Source organism: Clostridium celatum DSM 1785, from assembly GCF_000320405.1.
In the GTDB taxonomy this organism is placed as follows: Bacteria; Bacillota; Clostridia; order Clostridiales; family Clostridiaceae; genus Clostridium; species Clostridium celatum.
In genome coordinates this window covers 38,234-57,211 of sequence record NZ_KB291645.1, presented here as the reverse complement: position 1 = coordinate 57,211, position 18,978 = coordinate 38,234, and the positions used below count along the sequence as shown (strand labels likewise).

Here is an 18,978-nt window from a genome sequence, read left to right as displayed (position 1 = left end):
AATAACTATAAAAATGAAAGGAAAGATTTTATGGCTTTAAATATAATTAGTGTTACACATAGGGGATTAGAAGGAATTCTTATAAATGTTGAAGTGGATATAATAAAAGGTATTCCAAGTTTTAATATAATTGGTTACGTAAGCAAGATATTAGACAGACTTGCTATGGAACAATTATATTATAGGAAAGTCCGCATTAAGGCATAGGAAACATAGTAAAGCCTATTTTGAAATAAATCTATGGTTAGTCCCCGACAAGAAAAGGACTCGGAGTATTGTATTGCCAGTCATATACGATGCGTCGTCAGCCGAGTAAGATACGATACTCTCGGGGCTACAGGATTAGCAATCAAAAGTATAGTGGGTGGATTCATACGGATAGAAATATCGGGACTCACGTAAGCCGTTAAGGTGCTAATTATGGGCGTATTGTAATTAGTTAAAGCGTGTTTAATTCAACAAGACTGGTGTCGAAGCGATGGTGAAAAAAGCCATAGCCTAAGATTTGTTAACCTTGTTTTTCTAGGGTTAACTATATCTCGCTCTAGTTCCCCCTACCAAGCCTAATTGTTATAAATTGTAAAAACAAGTCTTTATTTTAAAATTTTTATTTGATATAGTTAAGATACCAAGATTTAAGGATGAAGTAAGAAGTTTAAAGTAAAGAAGGGTGAATAATAGATATGTCTAAAAATAAATACTATGCTATAAAGAAAGGAAAAGGCGTTACGGATAAGATAGTTAGTAGTTGGGATGAATGTAAGGAACTTGTATTGGGTTATCCTAGTATTTATAAATCATTTAAAACTGAAGAAGAAGCATTAGAGTATTTAGGATCGATAAAGGATGTAAATAAGAAATTAGAAGAAAATAGTAAAGCTAAAGATTATAGCATAAATAAAAAGAAATCTACTGTATCTATTGCAAATGTGTTTAAAGGTGTAAAAATAGATAAAGAAATAATAGAAGAGTTTGAAAGTAAATGTGATGAGATGAACATAGATAAAAATAAGATACTTATAGAATTAATAAAAGAATGGTTATGTTAATTAAAAACAAGTCTTTATTTTAAAATTTATAATATATATAATAGATATAATAATAAAAGTTTTAAATATGAAGGAGTAAATGTTGGAGTGGTAAGAGAAGAAATTGGAGATTTATTATCAAAAAGATATATTCAAGATGAATTTAACTATATTTGGGATTGTTGTAAGAAATATGATTTTGTAAAATATATAAAAAATGATGATGATGCTAAATGGCTAAAACAATTAATTATACATTATGGATTTGTTAATGTACAACAATGTTTAAGAAAAATTCATAAATGGAAATTAACATATCCACTTAACACATTAAGCCAAGAACTTTATAAGATGACTGTAGATAAAGATGAGCTAATGGCAATTCCAGCATATAGAGATGCTGTTATATCACAATATAATGAAAAAATAAATAAGGAAATGAATGATTTCTATGTGAAACAAATAGAAGAGTTTGATAAAAAATATAGCAGTTTTAATAATTTTGATTCTAGAAATCGTGATGAAGGAAATTCAGAGGGGTATTTAACATATGAAGAAATAGAAAATAGATTACTTGGATGGGATAAATAGAGTTATTACAATGAAAGTGTATAAGGTAAATGGTATCATTTGGTAATATTATTAAGTAGCTCTGTACGGATTTCGCTTAATTCTTTTAAAGTATTTCTAAAGTTATTTAAAATATATTATGTAACTATTGTAGCTATAACTAAAGCTATTAATACTGTAATTATAAATAAAGTTATTAAATTAAATGTCATTATATCACCTCGTTACAATTATATCCAATTATGATATAATTAAACATAATAGTTGGAAATAGAGGTGCGCAAGATGGTAACAAAAAAAGAACGATATGAATATTTAGAGTTAAGATTTACCAAAAGTGATGATTTACAAATGAAACTGTGGGATTACTTAGAGGAGCAAGGAAAAGTAATAGGAAAGCATAATTATATAATGCAATTAATATACGAAGATTATAAAAAGAAGTCTGCTAAAAAGTAGGCTTTATTTTTTTACAAAAATTTAGTTAATTTTAGGAAACTTTAGGTAATTTACGCATAAGATATATTATAAAACATTTCAAAACAGCATATCGAAATAGCATTTCTTAAAAAAGGAGTAAGTTACACCCAGTAACTGATATTAAATTTTGGAGGACTTAAAAATGAAAGCATTAACAATTGCAGTAAGTTTTAAAAACAACAGCGAAGAATTTGAATTATATAATTGGATAAATAATAAAAGTGCAAAAGCTGGATATATAAAAGATTTATTAAAAAAAGAATTTGAAAAGGAGAGAGCAGAATGTCAAAGGGTAAGAGAGAATTAATAATTGAGATCGGATTAAAACAATTAAGTATCCCAGAAATAAGAAAAGAGTTGGATAATTTCTTAAAGGAAGCAGGTGTTAAATATTCTGAAGATGTTAAATTCTATTTTAACGTAGACTCTAAAACCGTCTATGTTGTTACCGATAAAACTAATTTCGAGGTTAAACTATGGAATTAATATTAATAGGATCGTGGATTGGATTTACTGTTATTGGTTGTTGTGTTGTTAAATTTAGGGGTAAAGGTGAAAAATTAAGAGTTATGAGTTGCAGACGTACTTTAAGACAGTATAAGAAATTAGATGAGGCAGATAATAAATCTTTATTTTAATAGGAGGTAATTATTGTGGCTATAAGGGAAAGTATGAAAATAGCTAAATTCGAGAAAAAGTGGATAAGCTTAATGAGCAATCTAGGATTATATAATAAAATGAAGCAGACTTATAGCCTTAATAAGACTGAAATTACAAGCTATGGGTACAAGGCATTAATCCTTATTGTAGATGGATTAAGCTTAGAAAAATTAGAAAGTAACAGGGAATATATCCAAGATAGTTATGGTTGTATGTGCGTGTTTAATAAGGCTAAGAGAAGTAATTTAATTGCAGCAGAATTTATATTTACTACGCCAAGTAAATTGAAATTTGAGCCACTAGAGAAGTTGAAACCATGGCAGATATATTTAGGAAACAACTATACAGGAGAACCAATATTAATGGATATGGTAAAATGGCCTCATATTCTTGTTACTGGCGGCACTAGATCGGGAAAATCTAAAATGACAGATTGTATATTAACTTCATTAGTAACTAACTGTACCGAAAAGGAACTTGAATTGTATTTGTGCCAAGTAGCAAAGAGTGATCTGATCTTGTACGAAGATTGTAAACAGACTAGAGCCTTTGCAGAGACATTAGAAAAAACACTAACTGTATTGGAACACATAGAAAATAAGATGGACGAAAGAAGTGAATTAATAAAACCATTCCGAAAAGTAGCTAAGGCAGATAACTACATGGATTACAATAGAATAAGAGCAATGGATAAAATGTCTACAGTATATGTAATTTTTGATGAGATGAGTTCCTTATTCAATACTAAAGGTTGCTGTAAGGAAGAAAAGGAAATGAAAGAGATAATTGTATCTAAGATAGAAAAGATAGCTCAATATGGTGCAGGATTAGGCGTATTTCTTATATGTAGCCTACAAAGACCAACTGTAGATAATATATCATCATTTATTAAATCACAATGCACTTGCAAGATTTCTTTTAGGCAGAATAATAGTAAGTCAAGTGAGGTGGCTTTAGATGATCCTAGTATGGCACTAGGACTAGATCAAAGAGAATTTATATATTATACAAATAATTATAATTATGGATTAGTTCCATTAGTCGATAATAAAAGCATTTATACAGCTATAAAACCTTATTTACAAACTAATCATAGAGATTTATTCCGAGATTTAAAGATAATAAAAAACATTAAAAAAAGCAAAGAAAAATCCGAGGAATATACACCTACACATATCTATAGTAAAACTACAGAAGATATATTGAAAGAGAATATAGCACAGATAGAGGGGTATGTACCGTATAAGCCTTCTGATAATGTGATTGTAATAGATAAAACTAAGTTACCAGTATTAACAGAAAAGCCTAAAAAGGGAAGGGAGAAAATATGATTACGGATAGAGAACGAGAAATAATAAATTTTATATGTGATATTGGATTTATAACTATAGAACAAGCAGGTAAGATATTCTATTCAGGTAGTAAAGTAAGTTATGATCTAGCCAGAAGAAGGCTTAAAAAAATATCCGAAAGTAGCGACTATATAAAAAAATTTACTAATTCGGAAACTAGACAAATTATATATATACCCAAAGAAAGTAAATTAAAGAAATTATCTAAGCATGACATTTTAGTAATAGATTATTTAGCAGAATTAAAAAGTTTAGGTGCTGATATAGAAAGAATAGAGGTTGAGAAAGATTTTGGTGGAGTTATACCAGATGCTTTAATCAGTTTTACTTTTAATGGATATAGATACTATCAACTATTAGAAGTTGAATTAAGACATGATTATGTAGATATTAATAGATTTATATTAATAATAGATAAAATCCTACGAGAAACAAATAATGTATTACCTTTAATTGTTATAATTCAGAATACAAATAAAGACTACAGTAAAGACAATAAGACAGATATGAATATAGTACAGTTAAAAACATCCTTAGAAGATGTCGCTAAAGTACTAATTTGATATATCCACGAAGTTTCCGTTAAACACGTTAAGATAGAGCAGGTGTAAGCGACTTATAGTGTAATTTTATAAAATCCCGATGGGAGGGGATATAAGGGGAGTTCCCCTTAGTACATATCACAAAAGTTTAATTTTTGAGATGTGCAAAAGGAAGATATAGTATCTATAGACAAGCTATATTTGTTAAATAAATACAATTATATTGGTAGTTTGTGGTTAATTATATATGACTTGTACAGGCTCATATAAGCGTTTTGGTATAAGGTCAAGTTTTGTGCTTAATCCTAATTCAGGACACCTATATGAGATGTATAGCCCATGTATAACTACACTAGAAGCTATAAAGTATAACTGTTATTTATTTAATTAGATATAAGAATTACACTAAAGGAGGCATATATTATGCACTTAGGCCAACTATTAAAAGAAACTATTATTTTACTTATCGCTATGAACGTGATTTGGTTATTAATTCCGAGATGGATAAAGAGGACTATAAAAGGAGTTACAAGGCTTGTGTGGGCTATATTTAAGGAAGTAGATATTTATGCTAAGAGGGCATTTAAAAGCCTAAACAAGAAAAATAAAAAGGCTATTCCTAAAGTGCAGGAACAACCTTTAAATGTGATCACAGTTACTTATCCAAATGGAAATATTAAGAAGTATCCAAAGGCTAAGTAAAAAAATTTAGGAGAGGGGGAATTTCCCCGTTTCCTTCTATTATCAATAGTATAACCATTAAAAAATAATTTATTCGGGGGATTAATTATGAACGTTACAACAATTATTACAATGTTAGGAATTGGAGTTGGTTCAGCAGTTGCAGAAAAGGTATTAAATGCGTTTGGTAAGTCTGATATGGCCAGTTTCATTAACATATCAGGATTGGCAGGATTAGGAGCCATGGCGGTTTATTTTATAGTAGAACTTATAGCTAAATTAGGTGCATTGCTATGATAAGCTTAATTAAAGTTGGTGCAGTTGCTTATATAAGTCAAAAGGCATTACGATGTTTTGGTAAAAAAGATTATGCAGACGTTATAGCCTTCTGTGGTTGGATCTGCGTAGGGATTGAGCTTTATAGTCTAGGATTAAGTATTTACGCAGCAATAACAGGAAGTGAAATATTTTCTTTAGTAGAAGGAATAAATAACATACTAGATAAAATTATAGCTTTCTTTAGTTAGTAAATAGGCAGGGTTTTAATTAACCTTGCTTTATTTTTATTTATATAATATTCAAAATAAAGATGTCCCCAAAATGTCCGTCTCTTTGTTTATTCCTCTAATAAGCGTTTTTATTTTGGAATAGCATATAAAATTATGGTTATACTTATATAAATAAATATATGTGTAAAGTCGAATTATAAGGGCTTGTATAGGTAGGATTAGATGTTAGAGTTAGATATGTATGATTATGTTATTGACTACATTGAAAGTGAAAAGGGTATAAGGATATTGCAGAATGAAGTTGATTTTAGAACTTGTTTAAAGAGAGTTGATTTATTTGGAGAAGATAAAAAGTATTTTTATGCAATAGAAATGAAAAGAGAAGGAGTACCATTAAGTGAAATAGAAAAAGATTATGCAAATTTGGATATAATTATAAAAAATAATAATATTGGTAAACCTATAAAAGGAATTTTAATAGCATTTGTAGATAATTTGAGTTTAATTAAGAAGATTAATAAAAATGATAATATTGAAATAATATTATTTGATAGTGAGTGCTTTAAAACAAGTAAAAGGGGAACTAGAAAATATTTATCTAGTGAATATAAGTATTTGAGATATATATTTGTATTTATTGAGAGCCGTGAATTAATATCCTTTAAATTTAGTAAAAATAAGCTTGAGGTTGAATATAAGGTAAAGTATAAGAATTATTTGTATTTAGGACATTATAATAGTGATAAAAATGCAATATTAGGTGATTTAATTTATATCAAAAATGATGAGGATGGAAGAAGGTTATATTTTATTGAGAAAGAAAATGTAAACTATAGAAGATTGGATGAGGAAATTAGAAAACTTAAGCTATATAGTGAATATGATAGTGAAACAATTGCATATTTTAGTGTTGAGAAAATTTTATCATTTAAACAATTTAGAACTTTAAGAGATAGATTTAAAATCATTCATAAAAACCGGGGATTTGAATTATTTATTATATTAAATAAGAAATATAAACCTGTAATAGAAAATAGTAAACAAGAAAAAAACAGAGAAATTTATAGAGTTAAATTATTAAATGAACTTGCGTTTTATGAATTTAATAATGTTATTATAGGTAAAAAAATGTATAGGCCAATTATTAATATGTGTGTAGGAGTGGATTTTAATAAGATAAAGTTAACAATAGAAATGGAAAAAGATAATTGTTATAAAGAAATTACATTATATAAAAAAGTAAAAAAAATAAAAAGGATAGATAATATTTCAATTTATATGATGCTAGATCCTAATATAATTGCAAAACTTGAATTTGAAATATATATAAAAATGAAGTCAGGATGGAGAATAAGCGAAGAGTACTATAGTTTAGCAAATACAGAATTGTATAATAAATATAAGAGAGAATATGAAGCGGTGTATGAAGAAGAATATATAAAAGCTAGGAAAGTGATAATAGAGCAGCTATTAATGTAGCTACTCTTTATTTTTTTATTATTTTAATTTCATATCCAAGAACAGCTAATATATCCTCAGCATCTCCAAATTTTATATCATCTTTATTTAATTTTTTACTCAAATTTTGTGGGCTATAGTCTGTGTTATTTTTATTATTAAGCATATCGTTTAATTGAGTTATTGTAATATCATCATCAACCATTATTTTTTTTATTTCCTTTGTAATATTCATATGTATTCACCTACCTTATATTATATTATATCATATTTAACCTCAAATAGAACAACCAAAAAGTTTAAAAATATAAAATAGAGTTAAAAAAGTTACTAAAAAGTATTGACTCAACGAAACCAAAAGGTTTATAATAAGTACATAAGGTTGATAAAACAAACAGGAGGAAAAAAGAAATGAGTAAAGAATTAATTTGGGATTATGCAAAGTGGCTAATTAAAAATGGTAGACCAGATACATTGTCTAATTTTAAAGAATTTAAAGAGGTGAAATAATGGAATTAAGATATCATATAGATGCGCTCGGACTATCTGTTAGTTGTAATAAAATTGAATTGGTAAAAACCGAGGATAAATTCTTAGGTAATTACTTAGCTTTGATTGAAGACGATATAGTAAAAGCTAGAATTTATTTAAACGAAAGCAGTCTAGTATTAAGTGATTTTAATAAAAAAATAGCAACCAAATATTACTATGTAGTTAAAAAATAAATATGAGGGGATGGGTATATGGAGGAAAAGGTTATTAACTTAGTAGGATTAAAAGAGTTAAGAAGGCATAATAAGGAGCAGTTAGAAGTGTTTTATTATCTGGGAGTTCTAGGCAGAAAAACTTTAAAAGATGTAACTAAAGAAGATAGAAAAGAATTTAAAGAATACTATAACTTCTTAAAAACTCAAGATGAGTTTCAGGTAAAACTAACTATTCTAGGTATAGAAAATAGTTTTAAACAAGTTATTTAAAATTAACATAATAAATAAAATGGAGAATATGAGGGGGATAATAAAATGAGAAATAATAAATTAAATGAAATGCAATTAGAAGTGGCTTGCTTTTTGCAATGTGCAGCAGAGGATAATAGAGATATATTAATAAATGGGGAAATGGTACAAGTTAACAGTAATAAATTTAACGAATTTTGGGATAAAATTATTAGCGGAATTATAACTTTTATAGAATTTTTAGACGAAGAAATGACAGTATTATTTGCAGACGATGAATATTACAAAATTGAATTGGTGTAACTGTTGCTAATGCACTTTCTAAATTGATATTAATAGATGAATACCAACAGGAATACATCTATATAGAATAATTTAGTTAAATAGTAGATTTAGATAGTTAAAAGATGAGTAAATATATCTCAAAAATAGCATAATTCTTTTTAAAAAATTTTAGAAGGCCTTTTTTGAGATATAATTAAATGGTAATAATTAATCCAATAATTAAAGGAATTAAAAATATGAATAAAAGGGAGAGAATTAAATGAAAAGAGTTATGATTATGAGTGATGGAGAAAAAGATAGAGAAGCTATTTATAAGTGGATTGACGAAAACATAGTTTTTCTAACAAACGAATTAAGGATAAGAATTAAAAAAGCAAATATAAAAGAATATGCACAAAAGTGGGTAAATTTTAAATTTATAAATAGTAATAAATATGAGGTGGTTTGTAGAAGTAAAAATTATAAGTATGTGGAGCTTTTAAAGATTGAAAATGAAAGTGATTTTTCCAAAGAAGAGCTTTGGGAACTATATACTGGAGAGCAAAGAGGATTTTCTTATATTACCTTTATAGACTCTCTGTTATTAGATTTAGAAGAATATTTAATAGATAACGCTTTATTTACGCTTAGCGATTTATGTCCTGAATTTTTAAATAAAGAAGAGTTTCCATCATGTCTATTGGATGAAGAGTTCTATAATATTATACGAGAAGAAACTTTAAATATAGATTTTATGTCATTAGATATTTAATTTTCAAGGGTAGCTTAATTGTTGCCCTTTTTAATTATCCTGTAGCATTTGTCAAGCACCTTTAAACCTAGTGATACCAATGGTTGTAGCGATTCTAATTTAAAACAAAAAAGCATAAAATAACCCCTAACATAGTTATATCAATGGTTGTAGCGATTCTAACAAAAATGTGTAAATGGATAGGAAAAAGAACATAAAGATGTCCTAAAAATGCAGCACATCATTTTTTTCATAACCCCGAAACCGTTGGTATCACTAGCTTGCAGAAAATTTATCAATGGGGCTTTATGGTAGAGAGTAAAAAATAAAATTCTAAACATTCTTAAATAAGTTCATATGAAGAACCTGTTTTAGAAATGTTATTTACTAAAGCACAAATATGGATAGAAGTTTTAAAAAAGGGTAACCCCTTTTATATATTTTTTTTACAACATCAACGTTAATATTAAAAGGAGGAATAAAAATGATTAAACAACAAATCAAAGAATTTAAAGAGAAGTATGGTAGTTCAACGGCATGGATTTCTGGAAAGATAGGTATAGATAGATCTATATTATCTACATATTTAAGCGATACAGCTAAAAGAGAACTAAATATAAGTCAAGTAATTAAAATTGAAGAAGGTTGGAATAACTTTAAGTCTACACTCGAAGAAAAACGCTAAAATTTAAGGTTAAAATCAATTTTAAAAAGTTAGACAATAAAGATATGTCTAAGATTAAAACGTCTCAGGATATGATTTAAAAGCAAATAAACACTATTTACAACAATATGCAAATAGTGGTATAATTAAATTTATCTATAAAAACGTATAATATAACCAGAATACTATAATATTATAATACATTAATTTTATAAGTAAGTCAACAAAAAGTTTTATAGGTCGGCTAAATCCTTAGCCTTCCAGTATAGGTGGATTAAAATAATAATCTAATAACAATCGAAGGAGGATAATAATGAAAAAATGGTACATAATTAAAACATTTAAAATGTGCAGATATTTACAAGAAAAAGGCTTTGAAATTATAAAAATAATGCCTAATAAAGAAAATCCTAAATGGAATGTTTTTGCTTTTGAAGATAGTAACGAGCTTAGACAAGCTATGGAACAATATAAAAAATAATCTAATAATAATCTAATAATATCAAGGGGGAAAAGAATTTATGAAAAGAATTAAATTAGAAATGGTTAAAATGGTTAAAGATCAAGAAGGAAAATGGGAAGGAAAATTTGAAAAGCATATAGATTTAAGTGATTCTTATATGTTTAGATGTTTTGAAGTTTATAGGGAAAATGAAATAAATAATAATGAACTTTTAGAGGGAATTATAAAAGTTTCTTTGAGTGAAGAAAATGGACTAAATGAATTAATTGAAGGAATTACATATAAGGGCGAAAGATATATCGAATTAAATACAACACCATCTGGAATGAAAATAGAAGAGCATGATGAAGTATTAGATTTAGATTTTAAAATACAGTCAATTTACATAGCGGAAAAGTATAAAGATTTTATAGAAGAATTTGAAGATACTTTAAGCGGCGGAAAGATAAAAGAAATGGAAGGTAAAAATATATGTACTAATAAAGAATATACAAGTAAAAAGGCTTTAGGTCTAACAGGTACAGAAATAGTAAAATATATGCCTAGTATATGCTTTGTAGATGAATTTACATATAACAATAAAGAAATGTATAGCTATATAAAAGATGGTAAATTAGTTGCTGAAGAATATGACATGTCACATATTATAAATGATGGCGGTGGACTAATGTCTTCTAAAATGGCTGAAATTATTAAAAACTCTATGAAGGTAGATTATGATGTAGAATTTGCAATAATTCGTATGTATCATGGTCTAGCTGTAAAGGGAGTAGTTTTGAATTTTGATTTTGTGAAATATTTTAAAACTAATTATAAAGCTGATACGGATACTTTTAAGAAGGAAAATGATAGATATTACATAAAAGATATATTCGGATGTTTGAGAGATATAGAAAATATAGATATGATACTAAACAGCACCCAAGCTAAGTACATAAATAAGTGGGATGTAGCATCTGGTACTAGGTGGGAAGAAACAATTTATCCAATATACAAGGATAGTAAATATAATGATTTAAATAAAGCTATTTATATAAGTAAAATAAATAAAGATCCTAAGAAGTTAAAGAATAGAATAACTTTAAATTATCAAGTTTTACAAAATTTAAACGTAAGTGCCGAAGAATTAATTGAAATAGCTAAACCAATAATAGAACAATACAAAAATGTTATTAATATGAAGGATATAAACTATTTAAAGTTGGCGCTAGGAGACTGGTTAACTAATATAGAAGAAAGCGCAACAATAACTAATAAATTAGATTTAATAATAGATAGAATTGGAGAAGATTGTTTAAAGTGGAGATACATAAGACATACCATAAAATCTCAACTTATTAAAAGATTAAATCAATTAGCGGGTGGAAAGATAATAGTAGACGGAGAAATAACAGTAGGAGTATGTGATCCTATTACTTATTGCAATGTTTTAATGACTAAAGATAGAGGAAATAATGGATTATCTAAAGGGGAATTTAGTCAGGGTGGACAAACTGGTGAAAGATTGTCTTATAGAAATCCAATTGCGTATTATGCAGAAATTACAAAGATAAATTTAATAGAAAAGGAATTATTGAAAGATTATACACAAGAAATACTATTTATTAATTGTTTCGATGATTTTTTATTTCAAAAAAGTGGAGCTGATTTGGATGGAGATTTATTTGGAATAGTTAATAATAAAATTCTTATTGATGCAATTATTAAAGAGGAAGCACCATTTATAAATGTTGATGATGGTGATACTGTAAAACATTTATTTACTAAAAAACAAGTATATGAAGATATTTGGAATAGTGCAGGTAATTTAATAGGTAAAATAGCTATAAAAAATACTAAATTGTGCGGAAAAGTTAGTTCTTATAATACTTTAATATATAAAGATGGTACGGTTAAAAGCTATGATGTTGTAAGGAAAGAATATTTAAAAAGTCTGAATAGGAATATTGATAAAAAAGAATTCTTTAGGGTTAATAATTATATTTATAGAGAAGAAGATTTTTATTTATATGATTACGAAGAAGAAGAATGTACTTGGGAAATGCATTTAAAGGTAATAAATAACTTGTGGGATATGTATAATAATGCCTCGACTGAATTATTTAAAAAATATATCAAAGAAAATGATATTAAATATATTTGTGAATTTACCGAAGATGAACAAAAGAAGTATAGGGAAATTGAGTATAAGAATTATAAAAATGATTTTTTTGAAATATTATTAGCTTCACAACTGGCAATAGACAAGCCTAAAACATTATCAGATATTCCTAAATGGTTGATTAAAGATTTAAATAAGCATAAAAAATTATATAAACCTAGATTTATGCACTATTTAGGAAAATGTGAATGTAATGGAAAAGGAAAGATAAGTAATTGCAAAGATATAATTAATAAAACAAGTAATAATGTAATGGATAAGTATTCAGCTTATATTGTAAAAGAATTAATAAATCCATTAAAAGATATTGCAAGTGGAAATACCGAAGGAACTAAAGCGTTTATAAAAGCTATTTTAGGTGATAAGGAAGCTGATATAGATGAAAGATTAATTAATATTTATGATGAAAATAGTAAAGCTAGAGAGTATGTAAGAAAGGTTTTAAATGGTAATACCAAAGAATACAATAAGATAGATGTAGAGACGTTTAATAAAATAAAGGCATTAGATAACATTGGCATTGATGTAGTTGCAGCTACTTTGAAAAAGAAAAATGCAACTATTAGATTTATGACATTATACTTTTGGGACGATTATTTTTATCAAGTTTTAAAGAATATGGAAAGTAAAACAGACACATTAATTAAAGTTGAAGATGGTGAATACGCTTGGAATGGTGAAAAGTATAAAGCTATAAAGAAAGAAAAAGAGGTAGGCAATTTGAGTAATAAAGAAGAGATATTGAGTAAGTTAGAAAAAGAAGGATTAGTTAAAAAAATAAGAATAATGAAGTTAACACATCAAGAATTAAGTAATGAAGCTGAAATTAAAGATAATGAACTTTACTGTAAAGGAAATAAAATTGGAGTTTTATGTCCTGAATATTTAGATAAATTTAATGGAATCTATAAAGTTAGTTTTGATTGGAACACAAAAAAGAAAGAGTTAGCTTATGAAGAAGCTAAAAGTGGTACGGTTTGGTTAAAGGTTTGTTAGGCAGGGGTGCTACCCCTTGCCTTGTATTAGTGGAGATTAAAATTTATAAGTCAAGAAAAGAGAGGTAAAAAATAATGAAAAATACAAGTAAATATTACATTATAAAAAATAAAGACATAGCTACAACAATTGAGGTATTAACAGGACAACATCCATTTATGTACCCTAATAAATTTGAGGAAGGTAGCTTTGTATATAGTTTTGTTAATGATGAAAAATTTAGAGAAATATATGATTTAGTAATGGATTTACTACATAAAAATGCAAATAAAAAGTAAAGGAGAATAAACTGAATGAATAGAAAAATGGTAGAAGGGCATGAGGGGTTACTTACAGTTACAAAGTTAATGAATACATATTCAATAAAATTTAAAAATGGTGTTATCAATTTATTAGAGGGCTTTCCAGGTTGTGGAAAAAGTTATTTTATGATGAATGATTTTATAAATAACACTGCTCGATATACAGACTTTTATAATGAAATATTAAACTTTAAGAATAGATTATCTGTGGTTTTATGGGTGTGCGATACTAAAATGTTAATGGACTCTGTGATAAATGATTATCCCTTAATAGCTGAAGCTAAAAAGAAAGGAATGTTAATTGAAGCTAAAGAAAGCTCTAAATTAAAAAAGTTATTAAGTGAAGATAATGGCACTATAAAGGTAATAAGCTATCAAACATTATCTTTATTGGTTAAAGATGAAAAATGCAATAATTTAATAAAGAAGTATATAAGTTGCATTATCATGGACGAATTCCACCAGTTGTTTAATTATTATTATGATTTTAAATCTAGTAATTTAGGGCTATTAATAAGTAAATTAAATTCTTTAGCAGATAAAGTTTTGATTATTGCAATGACGGCAACTAGACAGCCCGTTGATAGATATCAGTTTAACAATAACAATGAGTTGAATATAAGTAATGTGCTTAATGATAGGTTGATTGAAAAATTGGACAGGTACTTTATAGATAGTAAAAAATATTATCATTGCGGCTGGAATATGATTAGAGGTATAGATTGGGATAATGTCAAGAAGAATAGATTAAAGGTATTAATATATACGGATTTTATTTCTATAGAGAGAAAATACAAGGAATATTTAGAAACTTTAGGATTTAATGTTGAGTGGCTATGTAGTCCTACGGCTGGCAATAAATATCCAGATATAGATGAAAAAACAGGAGAGATTGTTGAAAGATTTGAACCTACTATGAGCGACGATCAAATGCAATTAAGAGAATATTTAATTAAAAATAATGAATTGCCTGTTGATTTAGATATATTGATAATAAATTCAAGCTACCAAACTGGATGGAACTTAAAAGATAAAGATGAAAAAATACAAATTGTATTGGTAGATTCTAATAGAGAAGATGTGCATGTACAAGCAGTTAGAGTTAGGCATGATATACTTTTTTGTGGCCTTAAATGGTCTAATGTAGATAAAGAAGGTAGAATGTTATATAGCAATGGAACAAGTAAACAAGAATATTTTTACGAAAAAGGGCAAGAAAGGCAATGGTATTGTGATGAAGAAGGGAATTTAAAGTCTTACGATATGTATGTAGAAATACCTAAAATAAATTTACCAGATAAATTTGTTGGCGTTAAAATATCTGATGCAGATAAAAAACATATAGTTTATAATTATGCTTTTGCTCCAGCAGGAAAAAGCGAAGCAAATTGGATTGATGTAAAAAAGGATTTAGAGAAACAAGGGTACATAGTAGATACAAACAATAGAAATGGAACTTACATATATAAAGCAGGGCAAGAAATAAAAAAAGATAGTAAAAAGGTGATGAAGAAAATGAATAACTTTGAATTATTAAAAGAATGGCTGTTAAACGAATGGGATAGGGTTAGAATTCCTATAACTGAAGTTAGAGATTATTTAGATTTTGGAAGAAAAACATGGGATAAAGTAATTAAATCCGAGGAGTTTAGCGAATTTATTAAAACAAATAGAATCAAAATAAAAACCATTCCTAAAATGGGGAAAACTCTATATTTTACAACTTATTAATAGGTACTTTTAATCTCTCGGAAGTGGCTCTATGACTGGGTTTGAAGGTGTTTTTTGCGTTTATAAATGTACCGTTTTTACGCAAAATTGAAGATTAATATATTAATTTTAACTTTTGCGTAAATTTGGGACATTTGTAGAGTGAAAAAATGCCCTCAAAGCTAGTGATACCAACGGTTTCGGGGTTTTGAAAGGTAGACAATTTTTTTATTGCACTACTTAAATATAATTCAGACATTATACCATAATTATATCATTTCTCTAAAGGGAATTCAAGGAATAATTTAAAATTAAAGTTCTAATTAAGGGTATGTATCTTTTGCATATCCTTTTTTTATGCAAATTAATAAGAAAAAACTAATTTAGAATAAGAAGAGAGGTAAAAAATAATGGAAAATAACAATAAAATAGAAATTTTAAATAAAGGGATTGTATTACGTACTTACCAAGAAGAATGTATTAATGCTATAAAGGGAATGCAAAATGGAGAAAAGAAAATAGCTTTTCTAGCTACAGGCGCAGGTAAAACAATTATAATGAGTTATGTGGCTAGTTTAGAAAAAGGTAGAGTATTGATATGTGTGGATCAAAGTGAGTTAAGAGAGCAAACAATAGATAAGCTGTCTATTTTTATTCAAAGAGAAGAAATTGGAAGTGTGCAAGGTAAATTTGATGAAGTGGATAAAAGAGTGATAGTTGCAACTAGACAAAGTTTAATTCATGGTAAATCTACTAGGTTAGATAGAATGATAGCTAATGGTGAGTTTGATATGCTTCAAATAGATGAAACGCATCGTGCGGTGGGACAAGTTAAAAAAATCATAGATAAAGTTGGAGCTAAAAAGGTTATTGGATATACCGCTACTCCATTTAATAAGGAACTATTAGAGGTATATTCCGACTTTGTATATAGAAAGGAAATAATATCTTTAGTAGAAGAAGGATATTTATGTAGTCCGAGGTGTTTAACTATATATACTAATACTTCTCTTGATGATGTTTCTACGGTTGGTGGAGAATTTAATTTAGGGCAATTAGATAATGCAGTAAATAATAATTATAGAAATAAATTAATAGTAAATAAATACATAGAACTTGCTAAAGATAGAAAGAAAACATTATGTTTTTGCACTAGTATTGAACACGCAGAGGAATTAGCTAATGAATTTAATAAAGCTGGAATAGTAGCTAAAAATATTGATTCAACTTTATCTCCTGAAGAAAGAGCTAAGACAATAGCAGATTTTAAAAAAGGAAAAATTTCAGTATTAACTAATATTGGTGTGTTAACAACAGGCTTTGATGAACCTAGTGTTGATTGTATAATAATGGCAAGGCCAACAAAATCTAAAATACTTTTTACTCAATGTGCTGGCAGGGGGCTTCGTATATATGAGGAGAAAGAAGATTGTCTTATTTTAGACGTATGCGATGTTACTACTAAAAATAAAATGAATTTAATGACAGGTAGAAGTGTTTTTGATTTAGATGAAGATGAAACATTTATAGAAAGAAAAGAACGTATAATAAAAGAACAAGAAGAATATGAAAGAAAAGAAAAGGAACGTAAGGAAAGAGAAAGAATTGAAGCTAAAATATTACAAAAAGAAATCGACTTATTTAATGAAACAGTTGAAAATATTTTTAGTATAAGTAGCCTCCACTGGTTCTTTACTGATATTAAAGGAATTGATATTGCTATATTGTCTACTAATTCTAAAGAAGATTATTACATATTAAATAATGGGAAAGAGTTTATTTCTTATAAGAGAATTCAAAAAGAAAATTGGGAATATGATTTAGAAGAAATAAATAATTCAGATAATTTAAAAGAATTAGTTGAGGAAATTGAAGGTGTAGCATTAGAGAAGGGATCTAGTTTTATTCAAAAAAAATCCGAATGGAAATATGAAGAAGCTACAGAACTTCAAAAGAAAACTTGTAAAGCTAAAGTAAAAACAAAATGGGGTGCACATTGTTTCTTTTCTAAGAGAAATTGTTATTTTGCTTTAAAGGACTTAATTTAAAGGTGTTCGTGCTACTTCACACCAGTATTGGTGAAAATAGAATATTTATTAGAAGGATTTTGCCTTATTATGTAGAATTATATAATTATGGTTAATTTAACTAAATAAATATAAGGGGGTAAAGTCTAATGGAAGAAATATTATTAAATAGACTTAGAGAGTTAGAGGAAAAGTTAGAATTTTCAATGAAATATAAAGGGCTGGAAAAAACGATTCCTTTTGAAGAAAGAAATACATTAGTAAGAGAAGACTTTGAATATACTGTTTCTGAATGGTTAGATAATGTAAAAAATGATATTGATAAAATAATGGCTTTGTTTTAATAAACTGTTGAAATTTGATTAACCTCTATAAATATGGTTATAATATACAATATGACTACTATTTAGGAGATTTTTTATGCCAAAAGTTAATAATGTTATTCAGCAAGTTTCACAATTAAATACATATGAGCAAGAGAAGGTATTTGATTTTTTAAAGACTGTATTGGTGTCAAATGGAATAACTAACTCTATAGATGAAGAAATCGCTGAAAATAGATTTAACAAGGGGAAGTGCTGTCCTTTTTGTAATCATGACAAAATATCTAAGTATGGAAAATATCATGGTAAAAATGGAGTTAAGCAAAGGTATAAATGCCAAAATCCAGAGTGCAAAAAAAATTTCAATGATTTTTCTAAATCCCCAGTTTCAAGTAGTAAAAAGGGATTAGATAAATGGCTACTATATGCTCAATGTATGATAAATGGTAACACTATTAGGCAATGTGCCGAAATTGTTGAGATTAATATTGCAACAGCTTTCTTTTGGAGACATAAAATTATAGACGCTATTAGAAAATTTATTGGCTACGGCTCTCTTGAGGGTGTTATTGAACTCGATGAGACATACTTTGCTCTTAGCTATAAAGGGAATCATAGCAAAAGTTCTAATTTTACTATGCCAAGGGAATCAAGAAAGCGTGGCAAAGAAATAAATACAAGAGGTACATCAAAGGAATTTGCCTGTGTATTATGTGGTGTAGATAGATTAGGAAATATATATACTGGTTTAATATGTGATGGCAGACCTAACTATACTGATATAAATAGGGCTTTATCAGAGGTTGTTGAAGAAAATTCTATTTTATGTACTGATAAACATAGGAGTTATATCCCATTTGCGGCTCAACATAATTTTGAATTACATCAAATTAGGGGCGGGAGAAAAACTGTGGATATTTATAATATTCAAAGAGTCAATGCTTTTCATAGTAGCTTAAAAAGATGGATAAGAAAGTTTAATGGTGTTTCAACCAAGTTCCTAACAAACTACCTATTTATCAAGAGTAAATTTATAAAAAGTAACAAAATACAAAACTTTTAATATAATACACATATATAA

General features: G+C 27.2%; 26 protein-coding genes. 25 read left to right on the top strand and 1 reads right to left on the bottom strand.

Annotation, left to right across the window (positions count from 1 at the left end; genetic code table 11):
* Positions 1-30 precede the first annotated feature (30 nt).
* The 13 genes from HMPREF0216_RS17490 to HMPREF0216_RS08055 all read left to right on the top strand — a co-directional run bounded on the left by HMPREF0216_RS17490 (position 31) and on the right by HMPREF0216_RS08055 (position 7,301).
* Entirely contained in the window at positions 31-207 is a 177-nt protein-coding gene (locus HMPREF0216_RS17490; protein WP_005213437.1) for a hypothetical protein, read from the top strand.
* A 476-nt stretch (positions 208-683) separates the two neighbouring features.
* Positions 684-1,049, top strand: a complete 366-nt coding sequence (locus HMPREF0216_RS08095) for an RNase H1/viroplasmin domain-containing protein (RefSeq protein ID WP_005213436.1) — start codon at positions 684-686, stop codon at positions 1,047-1,049.
* An 87-nt stretch (positions 1,050-1,136) separates the two neighbouring features.
* Entirely contained in the window at positions 1,137-1,619 is a 483-nt protein-coding gene (locus HMPREF0216_RS08090) for a hypothetical protein (RefSeq protein WP_005213435.1), read from the top strand.
* A gap of 264 nt (positions 1,620-1,883) precedes the next feature.
* The gene (locus HMPREF0216_RS17100) at positions 1,884-2,057 is read left to right on the top strand and encodes a hypothetical protein (RefSeq protein ID WP_005213434.1); all 174 of its coding nucleotides are present in this window, start codon (positions 1,884-1,886) and stop codon (positions 2,055-2,057) included.
* A 163-nt stretch (positions 2,058-2,220) separates the two neighbouring features.
* Positions 2,221-2,385, top strand: a complete 165-nt coding sequence (locus HMPREF0216_RS17095; protein WP_005213433.1) for a hypothetical protein — start codon at positions 2,221-2,223, stop codon at positions 2,383-2,385.
* On the top strand, positions 2,361-2,564 hold the full coding sequence (locus HMPREF0216_RS08085) for a hypothetical protein (protein ID WP_005213432.1): 204 nt from the start codon (positions 2,361-2,363) through the stop codon (positions 2,562-2,564). Before HMPREF0216_RS17095 ends, HMPREF0216_RS08085 begins: the two co-directional genes overlap by 25 nt.
* On the top strand, positions 2,555-2,716 hold the full coding sequence (locus HMPREF0216_RS17090) for a hypothetical protein (RefSeq protein ID WP_005213430.1): 162 nt from the start codon (positions 2,555-2,557) through the stop codon (positions 2,714-2,716). Before HMPREF0216_RS08085 ends, HMPREF0216_RS17090 begins: the two co-directional genes overlap by 10 nt.
* 15 nt (positions 2,717-2,731) lie before the next feature.
* Entirely contained in the window at positions 2,732-4,069 is a 1,338-nt protein-coding gene (locus HMPREF0216_RS08080; RefSeq protein ID WP_005213429.1) for an FtsK/SpoIIIE domain-containing protein, read from the top strand.
* The gene (locus tag HMPREF0216_RS08075) at positions 4,066-4,653 is read left to right on the top strand and encodes a hypothetical protein (protein ID WP_005213427.1); all 588 of its coding nucleotides are present in this window, start codon (positions 4,066-4,068) and stop codon (positions 4,651-4,653) included. The genes HMPREF0216_RS08080 and HMPREF0216_RS08075 overlap by 4 nt, the downstream gene beginning before the upstream one ends.
* Before the next feature lie 402 nt (positions 4,654-5,055).
* Entirely contained in the window at positions 5,056-5,334 is a 279-nt protein-coding gene (locus HMPREF0216_RS08070) for a hypothetical protein (protein ID WP_005213425.1), read from the top strand.
* An 87-nt stretch (positions 5,335-5,421) separates the two neighbouring features.
* Positions 5,422-5,610, top strand: a complete 189-nt coding sequence (locus HMPREF0216_RS08065; protein ID WP_005213422.1) for a hypothetical protein — start codon at positions 5,422-5,424, stop codon at positions 5,608-5,610.
* On the top strand, positions 5,607-5,840 hold the full coding sequence (locus HMPREF0216_RS08060; RefSeq protein WP_005213420.1) for a hypothetical protein: 234 nt from the start codon (positions 5,607-5,609) through the stop codon (positions 5,838-5,840). Before HMPREF0216_RS08065 ends, HMPREF0216_RS08060 begins: the two co-directional genes overlap by 4 nt.
* Before the next feature lie 204 nt (positions 5,841-6,044).
* Positions 6,045-7,301 (top strand): hypothetical protein, encoded by a 1,257-nt coding sequence (locus tag HMPREF0216_RS08055; protein ID WP_005213419.1) that lies wholly within the window; start codon positions 6,045-6,047, stop codon positions 7,299-7,301.
* A gap of 7 nt (positions 7,302-7,308) precedes the next feature.
* Here the strand turns inward: HMPREF0216_RS08055 and HMPREF0216_RS08050 are convergent, their stop codons facing one another.
* Entirely contained in the window at positions 7,309-7,515 is a 207-nt protein-coding gene (locus HMPREF0216_RS08050; protein ID WP_005213417.1) for a hypothetical protein, read from the bottom strand.
* 274 nt (positions 7,516-7,789) lie between these two features.
* Between HMPREF0216_RS08050 and HMPREF0216_RS08045 the strand changes: the two genes are divergently transcribed.
* The 12 genes from HMPREF0216_RS08045 to HMPREF0216_RS07995 all read left to right on the top strand — a co-directional run bounded on the left by HMPREF0216_RS08045 (position 7,790) and on the right by HMPREF0216_RS07995 (position 18,960).
* Positions 7,790-8,005, top strand: a complete 216-nt coding sequence (locus HMPREF0216_RS08045) for a hypothetical protein (protein ID WP_005213414.1) — start codon at positions 7,790-7,792, stop codon at positions 8,003-8,005.
* An 18-nt stretch (positions 8,006-8,023) separates the two neighbouring features.
* Positions 8,024-8,257, top strand: a complete 234-nt coding sequence (locus tag HMPREF0216_RS08040) for a hypothetical protein (protein ID WP_005213408.1) — start codon at positions 8,024-8,026, stop codon at positions 8,255-8,257.
* 45 nt (positions 8,258-8,302) lie between these two features.
* Positions 8,303-8,539 carry a hypothetical protein gene (locus HMPREF0216_RS08035; protein ID WP_005213406.1) on the top strand — a complete coding sequence of 79 codons (237 nt, stop codon included), beginning with the start codon at positions 8,303-8,305 and terminating at the stop codon, positions 8,537-8,539.
* 241 nt (positions 8,540-8,780) lie between these two features.
* Positions 8,781-9,272 carry a hypothetical protein gene (locus HMPREF0216_RS08030; protein ID WP_005213404.1) on the top strand — a complete coding sequence of 164 codons (492 nt, stop codon included), beginning with the start codon at positions 8,781-8,783 and terminating at the stop codon, positions 9,270-9,272.
* Between the two features lie 463 nt (positions 9,273-9,735).
* Positions 9,736-9,936, top strand: a complete 201-nt coding sequence (locus HMPREF0216_RS08025; RefSeq protein ID WP_005213402.1) for a hypothetical protein — start codon at positions 9,736-9,738, stop codon at positions 9,934-9,936.
* A gap of 292 nt (positions 9,937-10,228) precedes the next feature.
* On the top strand, positions 10,229-10,396 hold the full coding sequence (locus HMPREF0216_RS17085; protein ID WP_005213399.1) for a DUF5659 domain-containing protein: 168 nt from the start codon (positions 10,229-10,231) through the stop codon (positions 10,394-10,396).
* A gap of 40 nt (positions 10,397-10,436) precedes the next feature.
* Positions 10,437-13,535: a hypothetical protein gene (locus tag HMPREF0216_RS08020; protein WP_005213397.1), complete on the top strand. Its 3,099-nt coding sequence runs from the start codon at positions 10,437-10,439 to the stop codon at positions 13,533-13,535.
* Between the two features lie 74 nt (positions 13,536-13,609).
* A complete protein-coding gene (locus HMPREF0216_RS08015) occupies positions 13,610-13,813 on the top strand; it encodes a hypothetical protein (RefSeq protein WP_005213395.1) in 204 nt (67 codons plus the stop codon).
* A gap of 15 nt (positions 13,814-13,828) precedes the next feature.
* Positions 13,829-15,568, top strand: coding sequence for a DEAD/DEAH box helicase family protein (locus tag HMPREF0216_RS08010; RefSeq protein WP_005213393.1), 1,740 nt, complete (start codon positions 13,829-13,831; stop codon positions 15,566-15,568).
* A gap of 389 nt (positions 15,569-15,957) precedes the next feature.
* Entirely contained in the window at positions 15,958-17,595 is a 1,638-nt protein-coding gene (locus HMPREF0216_RS16305; RefSeq protein ID WP_005213392.1) for a DEAD/DEAH box helicase, read from the top strand.
* 128 nt (positions 17,596-17,723) lie between these two features.
* On the top strand, positions 17,724-17,918 hold the full coding sequence (locus tag HMPREF0216_RS08000; protein WP_005213390.1) for a hypothetical protein: 195 nt from the start codon (positions 17,724-17,726) through the stop codon (positions 17,916-17,918).
* Positions 17,919-17,994: 76 nt separating this feature from the next.
* Positions 17,995-18,960 (top strand): IS1595 family transposase, encoded by a 966-nt coding sequence (locus HMPREF0216_RS07995; RefSeq protein ID WP_005213389.1) that lies wholly within the window; start codon positions 17,995-17,997, stop codon positions 18,958-18,960.
* The last annotated feature ends 18 nt before the right edge of the window (positions 18,961-18,978 follow it).

Coding starts and splice junctions, on each gene's coding strand:
- HMPREF0216_RS08035 (WP_005213406.1), top strand. CDS start 8,303: ATGAGAAATAATAAATTAAATGAAATGCAATTAGAAGTGGCTTGCTTT.
- HMPREF0216_RS08010 (WP_005213393.1), top strand. CDS start 13,829: ATGAATAGAAAAATGGTAGAAGGGCATGAGGGGTTACTTACAGTTACA.
- HMPREF0216_RS17490 (WP_005213437.1), top strand. CDS start 31: ATGGCTTTAAATATAATTAGTGTTACACATAGGGGATTAGAAGGAATT.
- HMPREF0216_RS08015 (WP_005213395.1), top strand. CDS start 13,610: ATGAAAAATACAAGTAAATATTACATTATAAAAAATAAAGACATAGCT.
- HMPREF0216_RS08030 (WP_005213404.1), top strand. CDS start 8,781: ATGAAAAGAGTTATGATTATGAGTGATGGAGAAAAAGATAGAGAAGCT.
- HMPREF0216_RS08075 (WP_005213427.1), top strand. CDS start 4,066: ATGATTACGGATAGAGAACGAGAAATAATAAATTTTATATGTGATATT.
- HMPREF0216_RS16305 (WP_005213392.1), top strand. CDS start 15,958: ATGGAAAATAACAATAAAATAGAAATTTTAAATAAAGGGATTGTATTA.
- HMPREF0216_RS08065 (WP_005213422.1), top strand. CDS start 5,422: ATGAACGTTACAACAATTATTACAATGTTAGGAATTGGAGTTGGTTCA.
- HMPREF0216_RS08060 (WP_005213420.1), top strand. CDS start 5,607: ATGATAAGCTTAATTAAAGTTGGTGCAGTTGCTTATATAAGTCAAAAG.
- HMPREF0216_RS08040 (WP_005213408.1), top strand. CDS start 8,024: ATGGAGGAAAAGGTTATTAACTTAGTAGGATTAAAAGAGTTAAGAAGG.
- HMPREF0216_RS17100 (WP_005213434.1), top strand. CDS start 1,884: ATGGTAACAAAAAAAGAACGATATGAATATTTAGAGTTAAGATTTACC.
- HMPREF0216_RS17085 (WP_005213399.1), top strand. CDS start 10,229: ATGAAAAAATGGTACATAATTAAAACATTTAAAATGTGCAGATATTTA.
- HMPREF0216_RS08025 (WP_005213402.1), top strand. CDS start 9,736: ATGATTAAACAACAAATCAAAGAATTTAAAGAGAAGTATGGTAGTTCA.
- HMPREF0216_RS08020 (WP_005213397.1), top strand. CDS start 10,437: ATGAAAAGAATTAAATTAGAAATGGTTAAAATGGTTAAAGATCAAGAA.
- HMPREF0216_RS08070 (WP_005213425.1), top strand. CDS start 5,056: ATGCACTTAGGCCAACTATTAAAAGAAACTATTATTTTACTTATCGCT.
- HMPREF0216_RS08000 (WP_005213390.1), top strand. CDS start 17,724: ATGGAAGAAATATTATTAAATAGACTTAGAGAGTTAGAGGAAAAGTTA.
- HMPREF0216_RS08045 (WP_005213414.1), top strand. CDS start 7,790: ATGGAATTAAGATATCATATAGATGCGCTCGGACTATCTGTTAGTTGT.
- HMPREF0216_RS07995 (WP_005213389.1), top strand. CDS start 17,995: ATGCCAAAAGTTAATAATGTTATTCAGCAAGTTTCACAATTAAATACA.
- HMPREF0216_RS08095 (WP_005213436.1), top strand. CDS start 684: ATGTCTAAAAATAAATACTATGCTATAAAGAAAGGAAAAGGCGTTACG.
- HMPREF0216_RS08085 (WP_005213432.1), top strand. CDS start 2,361: ATGTCAAAGGGTAAGAGAGAATTAATAATTGAGATCGGATTAAAACAA.
- HMPREF0216_RS17095 (WP_005213433.1), top strand. CDS start 2,221: ATGAAAGCATTAACAATTGCAGTAAGTTTTAAAAACAACAGCGAAGAA.
- HMPREF0216_RS08050 (WP_005213417.1), bottom strand. CDS start 7,515: ATGAATATTACAAAGGAAATAAAAAAAATAATGGTTGATGATGATATT.
- HMPREF0216_RS08055 (WP_005213419.1), top strand. CDS start 6,045: ATGTTAGAGTTAGATATGTATGATTATGTTATTGACTACATTGAAAGT.
- HMPREF0216_RS17090 (WP_005213430.1), top strand. CDS start 2,555: ATGGAATTAATATTAATAGGATCGTGGATTGGATTTACTGTTATTGGT.